We start from the raw sequence: 18,643 nt of genomic DNA, 5'->3' as shown, positions 1-18,643 counted from the left end.
GCTAGGACAGAATTGAAAATGCTGAAGAAAACCCGCTCTCCCCATATGTCGGAGCACGCTGGATCGCGCGGAGCCGCAGGCTTGCTGCTGAGCCGCTTCTTTGCCGGACATATCAGCTCCGGCACCCTCGATGTGACATTCGCCGATGGCACCCGCGAACATTTCGGCGAGGCGCGGACCGGTTCGCCCGATGTCGCAGTCCGCTTCGCCGATGCGAGGGTTCCACGCGAGATTCTGCTCGACCCGGCATTGGGCGCGGCCGAGGCTTTCATGGACGGGCGGCTCCTGATCGAACGCGGCGACGTGATGGATCTCGTCAGCCTGTTTGCGCGTAACGGCCCATGGGAAGCGGGTGCGCGCTACGACCGGCCGCATGCGCTGCGCAAGATCGCCAACCAGCTCGCCTTCCGGGGGGAGCAGATCAACAACGCGGTCCGTTCGCGCGCGAACGTCTCCCATCACTACGATATCGGCAACGATCTTTACCGCCTGATGCTCGATGAAGAGCACATGCAGTACAGCTGCGGCTACTGGCCCGAGGAGCGCGGCGGCGCCGACATGTCGCTGGCCGACGCGCAGGAAGCGAAGCTGGCGCATATCGCGGCCAAGCTGGCGCTCGAACCGGGACAGCGCGTGCTCGATATCGGCTGCGGCTGGGGCGGGATGGCAATCTTCCTCGCAAGCCGCGCCGATGTGCACGTGACCGGGATCACCCTGTCGAAGGAACAGGCCGCGCTGGCACGCGAACGGGTGGCAGCAGCCGGGGTCGAAGACAGGGTCAGCATCGAGCTGATCGATTATCGCGATCACGCGGCAGCGGGCGCAAAGTACGACCGGATCGTCTCGGTCGGCATGTTCGAGCATGTCGGGCAGGCCCAGTTCGATACCTTCTTCCGTGCCTGCGGCCAGCTTCTGGAGGTGGATGGCGCGATGCTGATCCACACGATCGGGCGGATGGGATCGCCCGGGTCGACCGACGCCTTCACCCGCAAGTACATCTTCCCCGGCGGCTATATCCCGGCGCTGAGCGAGACCGTGGCGGCGAGCGAGAAGTGCCGCCTGATCGCCACCGATGTCGAAACATGGCGGCTGCACTACGCGCACACGCTGCGCGCATGGTACGCCAAGTGCGAAGCCAACCGCGAACGGATCATCGCCATGTACGACGAGCGTTTCTACCGCATGTGGACCTTCTACCTCGCAGGCGCGGCGTCCTCCTTCGAAAGCGGCGCGATGTGCAACTACCAGATCCAGTATGCCCGTCACCGGCACGCCCTGCCCTACTCGCGCGACTACATCGCCGAGGCGGAAGCAAAGCTGCTTTCGCGGGGCTAGCACGCCGTCCATTTGATTTTCGCGACCTTCGTCCCCATTTTCAAAGGGATGAGCAGGGAACGAGGATAGAAAGATGGCAGGCGGATGGGCGCGCGACGGCGCCGTACAGGATCAGATCGACGACACCGTATCGGACGCGGTCAGCGCCGCGCGCTCGCGCATGCCGAGCGGCGAGAGCGAGCAGTGGTGCATCGAGTGCGGCGAGGAGATCCCCGAGAAGCGCCGTGTCGCGCTTCCCGGCGTGAAGCGCTGCGTGCAATGCCAGTCCGGCCGCGATGCAGCCACCCGCAGCAGCGGGATCAACCGGCGGGGCAGCAAGGACAGCCAGTTGCGCTGAAGTCTGCAATGCGCGTTGCGTGCACCACCACGCACTGCTAGCCGCCCTCCGATCCATAAGAGGGTAGCAAAATGTCCGAGAACAAGCGTGTCGTCCTCGCCTATTCGGGTGGTCTCGACACCTCCGTCATCGCGAAGTGGCTCGAGGTCGAGCGCGGGCTCGAAGTCGTCACCTTCACCGCCGATCTCGGCCAGGGCGAGGAGCTGGAGCCCGCGCGCCGCAAGGCGCAGGCGATGGGCATTCCCGACAAGCACATTTTCATCGAAGACCTGCGCGAGGAGTTCGTTCGCGACTTCGTCTTCCCGATGATGCGCGCCAATGCGCGTTATGAAGGCGATTACCTGCTCGGCACGTCGATCGCGCGCCCGCTTATCTCCAAGCGCCTCGTCGAAATCGCGCGCGAGACCGGTGCCGGCGCGATTGCGCATGGCGCGACCGGCAAGGGCAATGACCAGGTCCGCTTCGAACTCAGCGCCTACGCGCTCGATCCCGACGTGACCGTGATTGCTCCTTGGCGCGAATGGGACCTGACCAGCCGCACTGCGCTGATCGCATGGGCCGAGTCGCACCAGATCGAGGTGCCCAAGGACAAGCGCGGCGAAAGCCCCTTCTCCACCGATGCCAATCTCCTCCACACCTCGTCCGAGGGCAAGGTGCTCGAAGATCCGTGGGAAGAGACGCCCGACTACGTCTATTCGCGCACCGACCATCCCGAAGACGCTCCCGACACGCCTGAATACATCACGCTGGCCTTCGAGAAGGGCGACGGCGTCGCCCTGAATGGCGAGGCGATGAGCCCCGCCACTCTGCTCGCGGCGCTCAACGATCTGGGTCGCAAGCACGGCATCGGGCGGCTCGATCTGGTCGAGAACCGCTTCGTCGGCATGAAGTCGCGCGGGATGTACGAGACCCCGGGCGGCGAGATCTACGCCCGCGCCCATCGCGGGATCGAGCAGATCACGCTCGATCGCGGGGCGGCGCACCTCAAGGACGAGCTGATGCCCAAATATGCAGAGCTGATCTACAACGGCTTCTGGTTCAGCCCCGAGCGCGAGATGCTGCAGGCCGCGATCGACCACAGCCAGGCGCGCGTGTCGGGCGAGGTGCGGCTCAAGCTTTACAAGGGCAATGCCTTCGTCGTCGGGCGGCGCAGCCCGCACAGCCTCTATTCCGAAGCGCACGTGACTTTCGAGGACGATGCTGGCGCCTACGACCAGCGGGACGCGGCGGGGTTCATTTCGCTCAACGCCTTGCGCCTGAAATTGCTGGCAAAACGGGACCAGCGCGCGCCAGAAGGCTGATTTTCGGTAACAATCTGGTAGCGCGGCGAACGTTCCGATCCTATCGGGCCAAATGGGGCGAAAGCACGGCGAGTTGCCGTCCGACCCATTCCGCTGGGGGGAATTGCGTCTAAGTTTCCCCCCATGGACGGAAACTTCCACCCCCCTCGCCGCGCTGCGCTGCCCGCGCTCGCGCTTGCCATTCTCGGCCTGCCCGTGGTCGGCGCCATCGCACAGGATGCGCCCGGCCAGCAGGCGATGGTGGCGCAGATCGCGCCCGAAGACCGCATCGCGCTAACCGACGAGATCGTGCCGGCCGAAGCTGCCGACCCCGATTTCGAGATCAGCTTCGCGCGCTTCGACGTCGAGCCGCCCGCCCCCGACGTGGGCCCGCGTGCGGTCGACATCGACAGTTTCGAGCCGCCGGTGGAGGCCGAGCCTGCCGTGTGGCGCAGCGGCGTCGCCTCCTACTACGGCGCCCAGTTCAACGGCCGCCCCACCGCCAGTGGGGAGCGGTTCGACATGAACGCGCTGACCGCCGCCCACAAGACGCTGCCCTTCGGCACCAGGGTCCGTGTGACCAACCCGCGCACCGGCAAGAGCGTGGTCGTGCGGATCAACGACCGCGGGCCCTATGCCCACGGGCGCGAGATCGACGTGTCGCGCGCCGCCGCAACGCAGCTGGGCCTGATCCAGCGCGGCCACGGCACGGTGGAGCTCGCGCTGGTCGACTAGCCGGTCAAACGGGCGCTTGCCCGGCGCGCCCCTGCACGCGATAACGCGGTGCAGGGGGGCGCGCATGAATCCGCAATTCGACTACATCTTCGAACTCTTCACACTGCTCATCAGCCTCGCCGTGGCGGAGATGCTGATGGGCTTTTCGCGCATCCTCAAGCTGCGCGCGCGGCGCAAGGCGGGGGTCGACCCAGGCGCGATCGCGGTCCGCGTCGGCTGGCTGGTCCCGCTGCTCGGCCTGCTGGTCCTCATCGACCTCGGCACGTTCTGGAGCATCATCTGGACGATGCGCGGCGTGCTCGACATGCGGATCGCGACCATCTTTGCCGTCCTCGTCCTCATCGGCGGCTACTACCTGATCGCGACGCTGGTGTTCCCCGACGAGCCCGAGCTCTGGCCCGATTTCGACGCCTACTTCTGGCAGCAGAAGCGCGTGGTGGTCGGCGGCGTCCTGCTGATCAACATCGCCTCGACGCTCGCCTCCGTCATGCTCGGCGCGCAGGGGCCGGAGCAGGTCGCCGCGGCGCAGAAGGCGGCTGTCGAGCATCCCGCCTTCGCCATTTCGAGCACGATCATGCTGCTCAACTTCCCGGCCTTCGTGTGGCTGGCGTTCAGCAAGCGGCGGATCGTGTGCATCGTGCTGATGGGCTTCATCATCCTCACCCAGCTGTTCCACGCCTGTACGACCTGGGGGCTGGAGGGCGTCATGTGATTGCCCACCGGCGCCGCCGCTAGCCTGCGTTTCCCCCTCGCCTGACACACCTGACACAGTGTCCAGGGGCGAAAGAACCTCGTCCCCCCGGAGCCGCCCATCCGCCCCCGCGTCGCGCGCCTCCTCTCCCGCATCCGCATCGCAGGCGGGTGCGCCTTCGACGAAGGTGATTTCGTCCTCGCCTTCCAGTTCGGCCAGCCCGATCTCGAATCCCGCCGCCGCATCGCTCGCCGCGTAGTCGTTCGCCAGCCGGTCGAGCCGCCCGAGATGCGCGAGCAGCAGGCGAGAATCGTAGCGGCGGCGCGTGGCGATCGCCTCGCCATGGTAATAGACCGTCTCCTCGACCCCGTTGATCGCGCGGTCGGCCAGCACCGCCTCGACCTGCGGCCGCGCGAGCAGCAGCGCCGCGTCCCATAATTCGGCAAAGCGCGGGCAGCAGCGCCGCATCCGGTACACGGTGGACCGCGACACGCCCGTGCGCCGCGCCGCGGCGAGCACGTTGCCGCACTGGGCGAGGCAATCGAGGAAAAAGGCCTGATCCTCGCGGGCGAACTGCGCCGGCACGCCGTCGGTCCCGGTGGGCGGCACGCACGCGAGCGGATCGGGCACCTGAGCGCGGGGCGCGGCAGCGCGGGAGCTGGCCGGGCGGAAGGGGGCGGTGTAGTGATCGTGCGGGGTCATGGGCGGTCCTTCATCGGGGGTGAGGGACCGATCCACCTATAGACGAAGGCGCGTGTAGGACAGCGGCTCGCGGGGCGGACGTGGGGTGTGGGTCGGAACGGTTCGCGCGGGCGAAAGCATAGCGCGTCGCTCCCCCTGAGCCGTCACCACCTCCCCTCCTCTACAACGTCACCCCGGACTTGATCCGGGGTCGGTGCTTCTTCTTGACGCACATAGTCGCAAGCGCGTCGCTATGCTCTCCAGCGAAACGAGTAGAAGGAAAGCACCGGGCCCGGATCAAGTCCGGGCCGACGAAGAGGAGGGGGTCGCAAGCGACCCCTACCGCCCCCGCAAGTCCTCCCGCACATGCACGGTCACCGAGACCGCCCTGCCCAGCAGCACTTCCTCGTTGCGCATATGGCGCAGCAGCTGCGCGGGCGTGGTCGAAGGCCCCTTCCCGATCCGTCCCGCGTCGACATGGCGTTGCCACTCCTCATACGCGACGCGCGCCGAGAGCGGCGGTCCGCCCATAAGCTCGGGGTGCTGTGGGGAGGGTTTGGACATGGGACGGCCTCTCGGGTTCGTGGATGGGGACCGGGGAGGCTAGTGCGGGAGAGGCATGTAGGACAGCCCTACAACAGCCAATCTATTCATATGTTGAAAGCGTCTGATACCAGGGTAGAATCGCGACTGTCCTAAGGAGTGAGAGGCCGATGATAACTGAAATCATCAAGAATATTGCCGAAGGTCTCGAATTAACCAATGGCGAGGCCGCTCAGCTTCTATCGAGCTTATTCACTCTCTCGGTCGGCTTGCTCGCTCTAGCCGTTTCACTGATCGGAGCTTGGCTCACATCTAAAACGGTAAAAGAACTACGCGCAAGCAGGGAGCAATCAGTTCGCCCAGTCCTGAATATTAAGAACTCCAAGTTCTCAATTAAACTCGATCGGCAAAAATCTTTAATGCCCGAGGCTGTCAATTCCTCAGCAAGCGACCCCAATATAATTGTAAAGAATGAGGGACTTGGACCAGCTATAGACGCATATATTAGCTTTGGAGATTTTCACAAGAAAGAACAAATTAACATAGACGCTCTAAATAGTATATTTGTCGCCTCTGGAATACATATTTTAAAAAGTAACTACGGTTTCGAGCTACGAGATCGGACAAAATCCAGATTGCACCCCCAAAAGTTACTCTCTGACACATGGCCTGACGCGCTCGGAATTGATATTTTAGCCCCTAACGAAAATTCAAAACTAAATTTAGGCCCATTTTTAATTCAATCCCTTTTCCTTAACGCCCTCTCGAAAGAAAGATCACCCCATGGGATGAGCCTAATAAGAAGAATTAACGTAACCTATTCTAGTCTAAGCGGAAAAAAATACAATGATAAATACTACATTTTTCTTAGTGCACGGCACGCCATATTCGCAATAGGAGAGCCAGTTGGTCAATTTGGGAAATATGTAAATTGGCAGGCTGTAGAAATCGAGATACGCCTTTCAACCTCTCGAATAACTACACCGCAAGCGCCATGGACGATATGGCTAACAAGTCTGAATTTTCGTATGAGACGCCGATTAGAGAATCTAAAAGAACGATTTTTTAATCTATTCCCAAATGCGAGACAAAGATTCAAAGTGGGCGATGTCGTAAGCTTCAAGCCAATAGTGGATTGGGATGTTGATGAAGAATCTAATCCTTACTCGAGGCCTCGTAAGAAAAATATATCTGGCGACTGGTCTAAGGCTGAAAGCGACGATGATCCATCGACAGGCGATTAGACAAGCTGGGAAATGTCTTCCCACAAATCTCTCTACGCTTTCATTAGCAATGACAGCGCGCCTCGCATTCATCGAAATCTATATCCGCCAGTTTTATCGCCCCTCCCCAAGAGCCTCCCAACCAATAGCGGTCAACATACCTATTCTGCCGACGCACTCACTAACTCTAGCATCGGCTTGAGATAGGCACCTGTGTACCACACTCTCTTCAGCCATCTCCGCTTCGGAATCCTATTGAAGACGATCTCCCAACCCGCACACCGCAATCCGGACCAAGGTTCAGCACCCTATCCACCCCCTGATCAAGTCCGGGGCAGGCCAACAGCGTATCACAGTCTCACTCTGCCGGAACCGACTGCCTTTCCAGCAGCGGCTTAAGATACTGCCCGGTGTAGCTAGCCTCGGTCGCGGCGACCTCTTCGGGGGTGCCTTCGGCGACGATATCCCCGCCCCGCACACCGCCATCCGGACCTAGGTCCACCAGCCAGTCGGCGGTCTTGATCACATCGAGGTTGTGCTCGATCACCACCACGGAGTTCCCCTGGTCGACCAGCCGGTGGAGCACTTCCAGCAGCTTCCTCACATCCTCGAAGTGGAGCCCGGTGGTCGGCTCGTCGAGGATATAGAGCGTCTGCCCCGTGCTGCGCTTGCTCAGCTCCTTGGCCAGCTTCACCCGCTGCGCCTCGCCGCCCGACAGCGTGGTCGCCTGCTGGCCGACCTTGATATAGCCCAGCCCCACCTCGTTCAGCATCGCCATCTTGTCGCGGATCGGGGGGACAGCCTTGAAGAAGCTTTCCGCATCCTCGATCGTCATGTCGAGTACGTCGGCGATCGAGTGGCCCTTGAACTTCACCTCCAGCGTTTCGCGGTTGTAGCGTTTGCCGCCGCATTCCTCGCAGGTGACGTAGACGTCGGGCAGGAAGTGCATCTCGATCTTGATCAGGCCGTCGCCCTGGCACGCCTCGCACCGACCGCCCTTGACGTTGAAGCTGAAGCGGCCGGGCTTGTACCCGCGCGCCTGGCTTTCGGGCAGGCCGGCGAACCAGTCGCGGATCTGGGTGAAGGCGCCGGTGTAGGTCGCCGGGTTGCTGCGCGGCGTGCGGCCGATGGGCGACTGGTCGATCTCGATCACCTTGTCGCAATATTGCAGGCCGGTGATCTTGTCGTGTTGCCCTGCGATCACCCGCGCGCCGTTCAGCTCGCGCGCGGCGGCGGCATACAGCGTGTCGATGGTGAAGCTCGACTTGCCGGAGCCGGAGACGCCGGTGATGCAGGTAAAGGTGCCCAGCGGGATCGACGCGGTGACGTTGTTGAGGTTGTTGGCGCGCGCGCCGTGGACGGTCAGCTTGTGCTTGTTGCCCTTGCGCCGCTTGGCCGGGACTTCGATCTCGCGCGTGCCGTTGAGATAGGCCGCGGTGAGCGATTTCTTGCTCTTGAGCACCTGCTTGAGCGTGCCCTCCGCCACGATCTCGCCCCCGTGGACGCCCGCGCCGGGGCCAAGGTCGACCACATAGTCGGCAGTGCGGATCGCGTCCTCGTCATGCTCGACCACGATCACCGTGTTGCCGAGGTCTCTTAGACGTTTCAGTGTTTCGAGAAGCCGGTCGTTGTCGCGCTGGTGCAGGCCGATGCTCGGCTCGTCGAGCACGTAGAGCACGCCCGACAGCCCGCTGCCGATCTGGCTGGCGAGGCGGATGCGCTGGCTCTCGCCCCCGGAGAGCGTGCCCGACTTGCGGTCGAGGTTGAGGTAGTCGAGCCCGACATTGTCGAGGAAGCCCAGCCGCTCGTTGATTTCCTTGAGGATCGCGCGGGCGATCTGCTGCTGCTGGTCGGTCAGGCGCTCGGGCAGGTCCTCGAACCACACCTTCGCATCGCCCACGCTCATCTGCGACGGGGTTGCGATGTCGATGGCGTTGTCGGGATCGCCGATCTTCACCGCCAGCGCCTTCTCGTTCAGCCGCTTGCCGCCGCAGGTCTCGCACGGCTGCGCGGTCTGGAACTTGGCCAGCTCGTCGCGCATCCACGCGCTTTCGGTCTGCATCAGGCGGCGGTTGAGGTTGCCGATCACGCCTTCGAACGGCTTGTTGACCGTGTACTGCTTGCGCCCGTCCTTGAAGGTCAGCGGCACGCGCTTGCCCTTGGTGCCGTAGAGGATGACGCTCTGGTTATCCTCGCCCAGCTCCTGCCACGGCGTGGTCAGGTCGAAGCCGAATTCCTTCGCGAGGCTGGAGAGCACCTGCATGTAATAGGGCGACGGCGGATTGCTCTTCGCCCACGGCATGACTGCGCCCTGCTTCAGCGTCAGCGCCTCGTTCGGCACGACCAGCTGCGGGTCGAACAGCTGCTTCTCGCCGATCCCGTCGCAGGTCGCACACGCACCCTGGGGGGCGTTGAAGGAGAACAGCCGCGGCTCGATCTCCTCGATGGTGAAGCCGCTGACGGGGCACGCGAACTTTTCGGAGAACACGATGCGGTTGGCGGGCACGCCTGCGCCCTTGAGGTTGCCCTCGGCGCTGGCTTCGCCCTCGCGCCCCGGCACCACGCCATCGGCGAGGTCCACATAAGCCAGCCCCTCGGCCAGCCGCAGCGCGGTTTCGAACGAGTCCGCCAGCCGCGTCTCCAGCCCTTCCTTCACCGCGAGGCGATCGACCACCACTTCGATGTCGTGCTTGAACTTCTTGTCGAGCGTGGGCGCGTCTTCGATCGGGTAAATCTCCCCGTCGATCCGCACGCGAGTGAAGCCCGCCTTCTGCCACTCGGCCAGTTCCTTGCGGTATTCGCCCTTGCGCCCGCGCACCACAGGCGCAAGCAGGTAGAGCCGCGTGCCTTCGGGCAGCGCCATCACCCGGTCGACCATGTTGGAAACGGTCTGGGCTTCGATCGGCAGGCCGGTCGCGGGCGAATAGGGCACGCCCACCCGCGCCCACAGCAGGCGCATATAGTCGTAGATCTCGGTGACGGTCGCGACGGTCGAGCGCGGGTTCTTGCTGGTCGTCTTCTGCTCGATGGAGATCGCGGGGGAGAGCCCCTCGATATGCTCGACATCGGGCTTCTGCATCATCTCGAGGAACTGGCGCGCATAGGCGCTCAGGCTCTCGACATAGCGCCGCTGCCCTTCGGCATAGATCGTATCGAAAGCGAGCGAGCTTTTGCCCGAGCCCGAAAGCCCGGTGATGACGATCAGCGAATCCCTCGGCAGGTCGATATCGACGCCCTTGAGGTTATGCTCGCGCGCACCGCGCACGGAGATTTTGGTAAGTGCCATAGGGCGCGTGTTCCGCAAATGTTCACTGTGGTCAAGGATGTGGTTCCTTCACCCAACAGATGTGCGCCGGAACCGTGCCACAAAGTCGGGAGCCATGTGGGAGGCAGCCCGAGAAATGCAATGTGGCATGCTCCGGCGTTTGCGGACCTTGATCGTGTCCGATCCCTTCTTACGCCGGATTTCCGACCGGGCGCACCACGATCTCGGTCGTGTCCACATCGGCTGGCTGGACGATGGCGTGGAGGATCGCGCGGCCGATCGCCTCGGGCTGTAGCGCCACGGCGCGAAAAGCCTCCATCTCCCGGCGGGCGGCATCGTCCGAGATGCTGTCGGCAAGTTCCGACTCCACCACGCCTGGGCACACGCTGGTGACGCGGATGCGATCGTTTTCCTGACGCAAACCGTCCGATATCGCGCGCACTGCGAATTTGGTGGCACAATAGACCGCTGCGGTGGGGGAGACGGAAAACCCACCGATCGAGGCGATGTTGATGATGTGCCCCGCCCCTTGCGCGTTCATCGACGGCAGCACCGCCGCGATGCCCCACAGCACGCCTTTGATGTTCACGTCCACCATCTGCTCCCACTCGTCGACCTTCAGCGAGGACATGGGGGAAAGCGGCATGACGCCGGCATTGTTGACGATGACGTCGACACGGCCGAATTCGTCGATTGCCGCCTGCGCGAAGGCAGCAACATCGTTGCGGTCGGTTACGTCGACCCGGCGCACGCGGACCGCGCCGCCCGCGCTGGCAATCTCCTCACGAAGCTGTTCGAGCCGGTCGGTGCGCCGCGCGCCCAGCACGACGGTCATGCCTTCCCCGGCCAATAGCTTGGCGGTTGCGGCACCAATGCCGCTGCTTGCGCCTGTGATAAGTACGATCTTGTCCATTTTCCTGACCTCTTGCTCGTTCGCCAAGGGAAATAGCGCTGCCGGATTGGTTCGACTATTGCCTCAATCGTGAACTCGCTGGTAAGCTAGACTTTACAATGTCACCCGATCTCAACGCGCTCGCAGTGTTTGCCCAGGTTGCGCACGCAGGCAGCTTCCGCGGCGCTGCCGACCAGCTCGGGGTGACCCGATCGGCGGTAAGCCAGTCAGTCCGCAAGCTGGAGGACACGCTCGGAACAGCGCTGCTGCGCCGCACGACACGCAGCGTCGCGTTGACCGATGCAGGCAAAGCGCTGCTCGATCGGATCTCGCCCGCCCTCGCGGAGATCGACGAGGCCGTCCATTCCGCCGCGACGCATGAAGGCAAACCCGCAGGGCTACTGAAGCTGGCAGTGTCCTCGATTGCCGAGGACTTTCTCTCCGGGGACATGCTCGCGTCATTCCTTGACGATCATCCGGATGTCCGGCTCGACATTCTCGTGACCGACGACGAGTTCGATATCGTTTCGGCCGGCTTCGACGCGGGCGTGCGGCTGGGCGAAGTGATAGAGCAGGATATGATCGCGGTGCCCGTCAGCAACGACCAGCGGCAAATCGTCGTGGCCGCACCCGGCTATCTCGCCGGAGCCGGGGCACCGTTGCATCCCCGCGAGCTCACGCAGCACCGCTGCATCGGGTGGCGATCATCGGTCGAGCTGGCTCCGTATCGTTGGGAATTTACCGAGGACGGCCGAGACTTCGCGGTCTCCGTCGCACCGGAGATGACGACCAATGACATGGCGCTGATGGTCAAGATGGCGCGTTCAGGCGCCGGTCTGACAATCGGCATGGCCGACACCTTCGCCCCCTTCATCGCGACCGGCGAACTGCAACCCGTGCTCGAACCCTTCTGCCCCCCGTTACCCGGGTTCTACCTGTTTTATCCCAGCAAGCGGCATCTGCCGACGAGACTGCGTGCGCTCATCGATCATGTGCACCATTGGCGCCGACGGCAGGCCTTGGCCCTCGAGTGAAAGCCGGTCGGAACCACTGCCGCGCCCACCCGCTGATCCTTCGAAACGAAATTCGAAGGATAATATCATGAACGTACTCGTCTCCGGCGCGACCGGACACACCGGCCAGCGCCTCGTCCCCCAGCTCATCGAAGCGGGGCACTCGCCCATCGCGCTGGTGCGCGACGGCTCCGACACCTCGACCCTCCCCGCCGGATGCACCACCCGCAAGGGCGACCTGACCGACCTTCCGGCAGACGTGTGCGAAGGCATCGACGCGGTGATCTTCGCCGCAGGTTCGGGCAGCAAGACCGGACCCGACATGACCGACAAGGTCGACCGCGACGGCGCCAAGGCGCTGGTCGACCGGGCCAAGGCGGCGGGCGTGAAGCGCTTCGTGATGCTGAGCGCGCGCGGCGTGGACGATCCCGATCCGGACTCGGACCTCTACCACTATGCGCAGGCCAAGAAGGCGGCTGACGATCACCTGATCGCCTCGGGCGTGCCCTACGCGATCATCCGCCCCGGCGCGCTGACCCACGACGACGGCAAGCGCGACATCCGCCTGGGCGACGATGTCGAGGGCGACGGCACCACCGCGCGCGGCGACCTTGCCGCGGTGCTGGTGCGCGCAGTCGACGACGATGCGCTGGAAAACCGCGTCGTGCCGATGGAATCCGCCGGGATTTGACGCAGCGCGCGGGGTGGCGGACAGGAGCTGCGATGCACCGCCTGTTCATCGCCCTGCGCCCTCCGCAAGCCATCCGCGATCCGCTGATCGACACCATGGAGGGTGTCGAGGGAGCGCGGTGGCAGTCCGAGGAGCAGTTGCACCTCACTCTGCGCTTCGTCGGCGAAGTCGACGCGCGGCAGGCGGAAGACCTTGCGAGCGAACTGGCCCGCATCCGGCTCTCCCCCTTTACCCTGCAGCTGCGCGGTGTCGGCACCTTCGAACGCAAGGGCCGCGCCACCGCCCTGTGGATCGGGGCCGAGCCGAGCGAGCCGCTCAATATCCTCCAGCGCCGCGTCGAACGCGCATGCCGCAGCGCGGGACTCGCGCCCGAAACGCGCAAGTTCGTGCCGCATGTCACCATCGCGCGGATGAACGCCTCGACCGGGCCGATCGGGGGCTGGCTGGCGTCGCACGGACGGCTCGCCCTGCCGCCATGGCCGGTGGGGAGCTTCCATCTCTATGAAAGCACGCTGGACGCGGGCGGCGCGCAGTACGACCCGATCGTCGAATTTCCTCTGTGACGCGCCCCAGAGGGAAAAGTCCGTAAATCCCTGTTTCCAATCAGGATACTACGAAGCGTTAACAAGCAAGGACGAGTTGCGGACCTTTCATCGGGCCCATCCATTGTAAGGGTGTAGGCGACGATGGCGCGCACCCCCTTCCCCCTAGATGCGCACCTCGTCGCCCGCATCATACGACTCGCAAAGGCGAGCGATGCAACAGGAGAAACAGGGATGACCGCCCCCATGGCGACGACAGCACAGGCAGGTAACGGGCAGGACGGCAACCGTCGTGCACGCTTGCTATGAGCAGTCCTGCCCTTTCCCCAGCCCAGCCCCGTGCCCATTCCGGCCCCTCGATCGCGCGCCGCCAGCGCGAGAACCGCGCCCGCATGCGCGAAGAGCGTGCGGAAAAGCGTCCCGGCAAGCGCCGTCGCCTGCACCGGCGGCTGATGCGGCGAACACCGATCGCGCTCGCCGCGGTCTCGGTCGCCGCAGGCACGCTGGGCGCTCACAACCCCGAGAACACGGACAGCGATGTCCAGAGCTGGTCTTACGAGACCAATCTCAAGACCAACCCCAACTTCACCCGCATGAATGCCGCCCTGCTCACCACCAGTGAAAAGATGCATCGCGCGCTGGCGCAGGAAGAGGGCATGAGGCTGACCGTCTATCGCGATGTCGCGGGCTACCCCACCGTGGGGATCGGGCACCTGGTACTGCCGGAAGACAATCTGAAGGTGGGCGACAGGATTTCCCGCGAGCAGGCGATGGCCTTCCTGAGAGCGGACCTGGAGAAGGCGGAGCAGGCGGTGGCCAACGTGGTCGGCGACCTGAAGCTGTACCAGCACGAATTCGATGCCCTGGTCGACCTCGCCTACAACGTCGGCCAAGGCACCCTATCTGAACGCAACAGCCCGGCCCTGAACCGGGCGATCGCCAAAGCGGATTATGACGGCATTGCCCAGGAACTCGATTATCGTTTCGCCGACGGACAGGTCGCGGGCGGACTGGTCCACCGGTCGAACCGACGCGAACAGATCTTTCTCGAGGCGAATTATGCGGATGTCCGTCCCGGCTAGGACCGTCAGGCTCACTGCCAGCCTGCTGGGCACCTTCGCGCTTGGCGCCTGCTCCCCGGCGACCGAGGCCGCCAACCGCGAGACACCTCCCGATACCCGCGTCGCGACCGATACCGGTGCGAGCGCTCCCGAACGGGCCCGCCCCGCGCAGGGGCAGGACAATTGCCTGCTGCTGGTGTGGCAGGAACAGGACACGCGCGACGAGCGCTTCGACCTCGCCAACGATAGCGCCGATGGCGGGGCGATTTCCTGCGCGACCGGCACCACCGCGAGCCAGTTCGACAGGGCGTTCGCCTCGATCCGCGCCGCGGCGAGGGCCCGCGACAAGGCGGCGATCCTCGACCAGACCGGCCTCCCGCTGCTTTACATCGATGCCCAGGGTAACCGGAAGCAGCTGACCGCGCCGGAAGATATCGACGCGACCTTTGCCGAAGTGTTCGACGACGATGTGCTGGCGCTGCTGCGCGAGGTGGATCTCGACGCGCTCACCGTCGTGCCGGAACAGGGCGCGTTCGTGAAACTGGGCTCGGTCTGGCTGGTGGTCGATCGCGACGGCGGACGCCCGCGCATCGTCACGGTCAACAAGCAGGCGCTGGGCGAAGCGGCCTCCGCCGTCCGCGAAAAGGCGCAGGCGGGCGGGGGAACCGAGGCCCCGGCCAAATCGACCGAATAGAACCTGAACATCCTACCAGCCACTGTTCAAGTGGCCGCTGCTAGGCCATGAGCCGACGCAGATTTCTGATCTGAAGCAACACCGGAGAACACGCCCTATGCGCATCCTTCTAGCCACCGCCGCGAGCCTTGCCCTGGCCGGCGGATTTCACGGAGCGGCCATGGCCCAGGATAACACCGACGTTACCACGCAAGACCATCTCGAAGGCGTAAACTACTTCGAGCTCGAGAGCACGCTGCCGTTCAAGGCGCCCGATTTCGATGCGATTTCGGAAGACGACTACATGCCCGCTTTCGAGAAGGCGATGGCGGTCCAGAAGCATGAAATCCAGCGGATCATCGACAATCCCGAGCCGCCCACCTTTTCCAACACGATCGTCGCGCTCGAAAAATCGGGCCGTCTGCTGGGCCGCGTGTCGGCGGTCTTCTTCCATCTGACGGGGACCAACACCAACGACCGGCTGGACGAGATCAATACCGAAATCAGCCCGAAGCTTTCCGCGCATTCGGACAGCATCACGCTGAACCCCGAACTCTTCGCGCGGGTCAAGGCGGTGTACGACAACCGCGCCGCGATGAGCATGCTGCCGGAAGATTCCAAGCTGCTCGAGGAAACGTACAAGAGCATGGTCCATGCGGGCGCAGAGCTGACCGATGCCGAGCGTGAGCGGGTGAAGGAAATCAACACCGAGCTTTCGACCGTGACCACCGAGTTCGCGCAGGAAGCGCGCAATTCGATGGCCGACCAGCCGGTGTTCTTCGACAGCCGCGAGGAACTGGCAGGCCTGTCCGAAAGCGACATCACCTCCGCCGCCAAGTTGGCCGAGGAAGAAGGCCAGCCCGGCAAGTTCGCGATCGCGTTGCAGAACACCACGCAGCAGCCGCTGCTGCCGACCATGGAAAACCGCGCCGCGCGCGAGAAGCTGTTCATGGCGAGCTTCCACCGCGCCGACGGCACGACCGACATCGACACGCGCGACCTCGTCGCCAAGATCGTTGCGCTGCGGGCCGAAAAGGCGGCGCTGTTCGGCGAGCCCGACTGGGCCAGCTACACCATGTATGATCGCATGGTCGAAAGCCCGCAGGCCGCGCTCGACTTCATGGGCCAGATGGTCCCCGCCCTCGCGGAAACGCAGCGCCGCGAAGGTGACCTGCTGACCGAGAAGATCGCCGAAGAAGGCGGCGATTTCGAAGTGAAACCGTGGGACTGGTATCGCTACGCCAACATGATCAAGGCGGAACGCTACCAGGTCGATGAAGACGAGGTCATGCAGTATTTCCAGCTCGACAAGGTGCTGGAAGACGGCGTGTTCTACGCCGCCAACAAGCTGTACGGCATCTCTTTCGAGAAGCGTGACGACCTGCCCGTCTACCACCCCGATGTGTGGGTCTACACGGTCAAGGATCGCGACGGTTCGGACATGGGCCTGTTCTACTTCGATCCGTTCCAGCGCGCCTCCAAGCGCGGCGGTGCATGGATGAGCAACTTCGTCGACCAGTCGTTCCTGTGGGACGAACAGCCCGTCATCTACAACGTGCTCAACATCCCGAAGGCCCCGGCGGGCGAGCCGCAGCTGGTCAGTTTCGACTGGGTGAACACCGCGTTCCACGAATTCGGCCACGCGCTGCACGGCTTCTTCGCCAACCAGAAGTATCCGAGCCTGTCAGGCACCGCGACGGCGCGCGACTTCGTCGAGTACCCGAGCCAGGTCAACGAGATGTGGGCGACGTACCCCGAAGTGCTGCAGAACTATGCCAAGCACTACCAGACGGGCGAGACGATCCCGACCGAGCTGGTCGACAAGATCGAAGCCTCGTCCAAGTTCAACCAGGGCTATGATTTCGGCGAAGTGCTCGAAGCCGCGCTGCTCGACATGAAGTGGCACGCGCTCTCGGCCGACGAAGCCGAAATGATCGACACCCCGGCCAAGGTCTCGGCTTACGAAGACAGCTCGCTGCGTGAGCTCGGCCTCGAAGTCGACCTGGTGCCGCCGCGCTACCGCACGACGTACTTCAACCACATCTTCTCCGGCCCCTCCGGCTACTCGGCGGGTTACTACAGCTACCTGTGGACGCAGATGCTCGACCGAGACAGCCGCGCCTGGTTCCTCCAGAACGGCGGCCTGACGCGCGAGAACGGCGATCACTACCGTGAAACCGTGCTCAGCAAGGGCGGCACGATGGATTACGGGAAAATGTACCGCAACTTTGCCGATCGCGATCCGGACGTGAAATACATGCTGATCGCGCTGGGCCTGGCGGAGGACGAGGCCGGTACGCCCGCGCAGACCGCCGGTGCCGCGTCCGACGGCAAGCTCCCGGCCAAGACGGTCGATGGCGACGCCCCGATCGCGGAATAGGCAAACCGCCAGGATCGCAAGATCCCGATAGGAACGGAAAGGCCGGGTCTCTGCACCCGGCCTTTTTCGTTCGACGAACGTCATGGGCGCGGTTTGACGCGCACCCTGCTTGCTGTATTACGTCACCGACACAGCAGGAGGGATTTTCGTGAAGTTTCATCTGACCGCGGCGGTTGCCGCCTTGGCGCTCGCCGGGTGCGCCGACACCCAGCCACCTGTCGCCACGCAATCGGCGGCGGGCGCGCAACGCATGGCGCTGGACGAGGCAGCTCCCGAACTGCTGGCCCGGACCGATGTGCCGAGCATGGCGGTCGGCTGGATCGAGGACGGCGAAGTGGCCTGGACCGCCGTCTATGGCGAACGGGCACCGGGCCATCCCGCGGATGAGGATTCGCTCTACAACATCGCATCGCTGACCAAGCCGATCGTTGCGGAGACGATCCTGCGGCTGGCGGCGGCGGGCACGCTCGATCTCGATACGCCGCTGGCAACGCAATTCGTCGATCGCGATCTAACCGACGAGCCGCGAGCGCAGAAAATCACGCTACGCCACGCCTTGTCGCATCGCACAGGCGTGCCCGGCAACTGGCGCCACCGGATGGAAGGCGGCAAGCTGCGGCTGGACTGGGAGCCCGGCACGAAAGCCCACTATTCGGGCGAAAACTACGTCATGGCCGCACGCTATGCGATGATGGCGACGCAAACCCGGCTCGACCTTCTCGCGGAGCAGGCACTGTTCGGCCCCGCGGGGATGAGCGATACCTTCTTCACTCCCGATCCCTCGTGGGAAGGACGCGTCGCGATGGTGCGCGACGAAGACGGTGATCTGCACGAGCCCGAAAACAGCCCGCAGGGCAACGCGGCCGACGATGTGCACACCACCATCGGCGATTACACCCGCTTCGTCGCCGCCGCGATGCGCGGCGACGGGCTGACGCCGGAGCTGGTGGCGGCGCGCGGCACGATCTACGACGATCAGACCGCGAAGGCCTGCCCCGAAGGCATCATCCCGCGCGACAAATGCCCGCAGGCCAGCGGCCACGGGCTGGGCTGGATGGTCTACGACAGCGGAGAACATCGCTTTCTTCTCCACAGCGGAAAAGATCAGGGCGTACGCACGATCGCCTTGTTCGACCCGCAGGAGCGCTTCGGCCTTGTCATCTTCACCAGCGGTGCGAACGGCCGCCAGGCGATCGCCGAGGTGCTGCGCCTGATGATCGACGACGGCCCGCTCACCACGCTGGTGCAGGCCGAAGCCGATTTCGAGAAAAGTCAGCGCTAGGCGCTGTTTGCAAACTCCG

At 63.9% G+C, this 18,643-nt stretch carries 16 protein-coding genes; 13 read left to right on the top strand and 3 right to left on the bottom strand.

Annotation, left to right across the window (positions count from 1 at the left end):
- Positions 1-45: 45 nt before the first annotated feature.
- The 5 genes from ACYQ0L_RS10640 (at position 46) to ACYQ0L_RS10620 (ending at position 4,399) form a co-directional block, all read left to right on the top strand.
- Positions 46-1,335, top strand: a complete 1,290-nt coding sequence (locus tag ACYQ0L_RS10640) for a class I SAM-dependent methyltransferase (protein WP_459789662.1) — start codon at positions 46-48, stop codon at positions 1,333-1,335.
- Positions 1,336-1,408: 73 nt separating this feature from the next.
- On the top strand, positions 1,409-1,672 hold the full coding sequence (locus ACYQ0L_RS10635; RefSeq protein WP_459789144.1) for a DksA/TraR family C4-type zinc finger protein: 264 nt from the start codon (positions 1,409-1,411) through the stop codon (positions 1,670-1,672).
- Positions 1,673-1,743: 71 nt separating this feature from the next.
- Positions 1,744-2,973, top strand: a complete 1,230-nt coding sequence (locus tag ACYQ0L_RS10630) for an argininosuccinate synthase (RefSeq protein WP_459789143.1) — start codon at positions 1,744-1,746, stop codon at positions 2,971-2,973.
- A gap of 123 nt (positions 2,974-3,096) precedes the next feature.
- Complete coding sequence (locus ACYQ0L_RS10625; RefSeq protein WP_459789142.1) at positions 3,097-3,687, top strand: septal ring lytic transglycosylase RlpA family protein; 591 nt, start codon at positions 3,097-3,099, stop codon at positions 3,685-3,687.
- Between the two features lie 64 nt (positions 3,688-3,751).
- Positions 3,752-4,399 (top strand): hypothetical protein, encoded by a 648-nt coding sequence (locus ACYQ0L_RS10620; protein WP_459789141.1) that lies wholly within the window; start codon positions 3,752-3,754, stop codon positions 4,397-4,399.
- A gap of 999 nt (positions 4,400-5,398) precedes the next feature.
- Here the strand turns inward: ACYQ0L_RS10620 and ACYQ0L_RS10615 are convergent.
- On the bottom strand, positions 5,399-5,623 hold the full coding sequence (locus ACYQ0L_RS10615; RefSeq protein WP_459789140.1) for a hypothetical protein: 225 nt from the start codon (positions 5,621-5,623) through the stop codon (positions 5,399-5,401).
- Between the two features lie 149 nt (positions 5,624-5,772).
- On the opposite strand from ACYQ0L_RS10615, the gene ACYQ0L_RS10610 reads away from it, so the two are divergent.
- Positions 5,773-6,846, top strand: coding sequence for a hypothetical protein (locus ACYQ0L_RS10610; protein WP_459789139.1), 1,074 nt, complete (start codon positions 5,773-5,775; stop codon positions 6,844-6,846).
- Between the two features lie 337 nt (positions 6,847-7,183).
- On the opposite strand, the gene uvrA is transcribed toward ACYQ0L_RS10610, so the two are convergent.
- Together uvrA and ACYQ0L_RS10600 are read right to left on the bottom strand one after the other, a co-directional pair.
- Positions 7,184-10,111 carry an excinuclease ABC subunit UvrA gene (uvrA, locus tag ACYQ0L_RS10605; protein WP_459789138.1) on the bottom strand — a complete coding sequence of 976 codons (2,928 nt, stop codon included), beginning with the start codon at positions 10,109-10,111 and terminating at the stop codon, positions 7,184-7,186.
- A 169-nt stretch (positions 10,112-10,280) separates the two neighbouring features.
- Complete coding sequence (locus tag ACYQ0L_RS10600; protein ID WP_459789137.1) at positions 10,281-11,003, bottom strand: SDR family oxidoreductase; 723 nt, start codon at positions 11,001-11,003, stop codon at positions 10,281-10,283.
- Between the two features lie 98 nt (positions 11,004-11,101).
- Between ACYQ0L_RS10600 and ACYQ0L_RS10595 the strand changes: the two genes are divergently transcribed.
- The 7 genes from ACYQ0L_RS10595 to ACYQ0L_RS10565 all read left to right on the top strand — a co-directional run bounded on the left by ACYQ0L_RS10595 (position 11,102) and on the right by ACYQ0L_RS10565 (position 18,624).
- Positions 11,102-12,016 carry a LysR family transcriptional regulator gene (locus ACYQ0L_RS10595; RefSeq protein WP_459789136.1) on the top strand — a complete coding sequence of 305 codons (915 nt, stop codon included), beginning with the start codon at positions 11,102-11,104 and terminating at the stop codon, positions 12,014-12,016.
- A gap of 67 nt (positions 12,017-12,083) precedes the next feature.
- The gene (locus ACYQ0L_RS10590) at positions 12,084-12,686 is read left to right on the top strand and encodes an SDR family oxidoreductase (RefSeq protein WP_459789135.1); all 603 of its coding nucleotides are present in this window, start codon (positions 12,084-12,086) and stop codon (positions 12,684-12,686) included.
- A gap of 32 nt (positions 12,687-12,718) precedes the next feature.
- A complete protein-coding gene (thpR, locus tag ACYQ0L_RS10585) occupies positions 12,719-13,249 on the top strand; it encodes an RNA 2',3'-cyclic phosphodiesterase (RefSeq protein WP_459789133.1) in 531 nt (176 codons plus the stop codon).
- Positions 13,250-13,533: 284 nt separating this feature from the next.
- The gene (locus ACYQ0L_RS10580; protein WP_459789132.1) at positions 13,534-14,310 is read left to right on the top strand and encodes a lysozyme; all 777 of its coding nucleotides are present in this window, start codon (positions 13,534-13,536) and stop codon (positions 14,308-14,310) included.
- Entirely contained in the window at positions 14,294-14,983 is a 690-nt protein-coding gene (locus tag ACYQ0L_RS10575) for a hypothetical protein (RefSeq protein ID WP_459789130.1), read from the top strand. Before ACYQ0L_RS10580 ends, ACYQ0L_RS10575 begins: the two co-directional genes overlap by 17 nt.
- A gap of 160 nt (positions 14,984-15,143) precedes the next feature.
- Positions 15,144-17,342 (top strand): M3 family metallopeptidase, encoded by a 2,199-nt coding sequence (locus ACYQ0L_RS10570; RefSeq protein WP_459789128.1) that lies wholly within the window; start codon positions 15,144-15,146, stop codon positions 17,340-17,342.
- A gap of 148 nt (positions 17,343-17,490) precedes the next feature.
- A complete protein-coding gene (locus ACYQ0L_RS10565; RefSeq protein WP_459789126.1) occupies positions 17,491-18,624 on the top strand; it encodes a serine hydrolase domain-containing protein in 1,134 nt (377 codons plus the stop codon).
- Positions 18,625-18,643 lie beyond the last annotated feature (19 nt).

The organism is Alteriqipengyuania triglochinis (assembly GCF_054655655.1).
The sequence above is the reverse complement of the archived record's forward strand: the minus strand, read 5'-3'. Positions and strand labels throughout refer to the sequence as shown.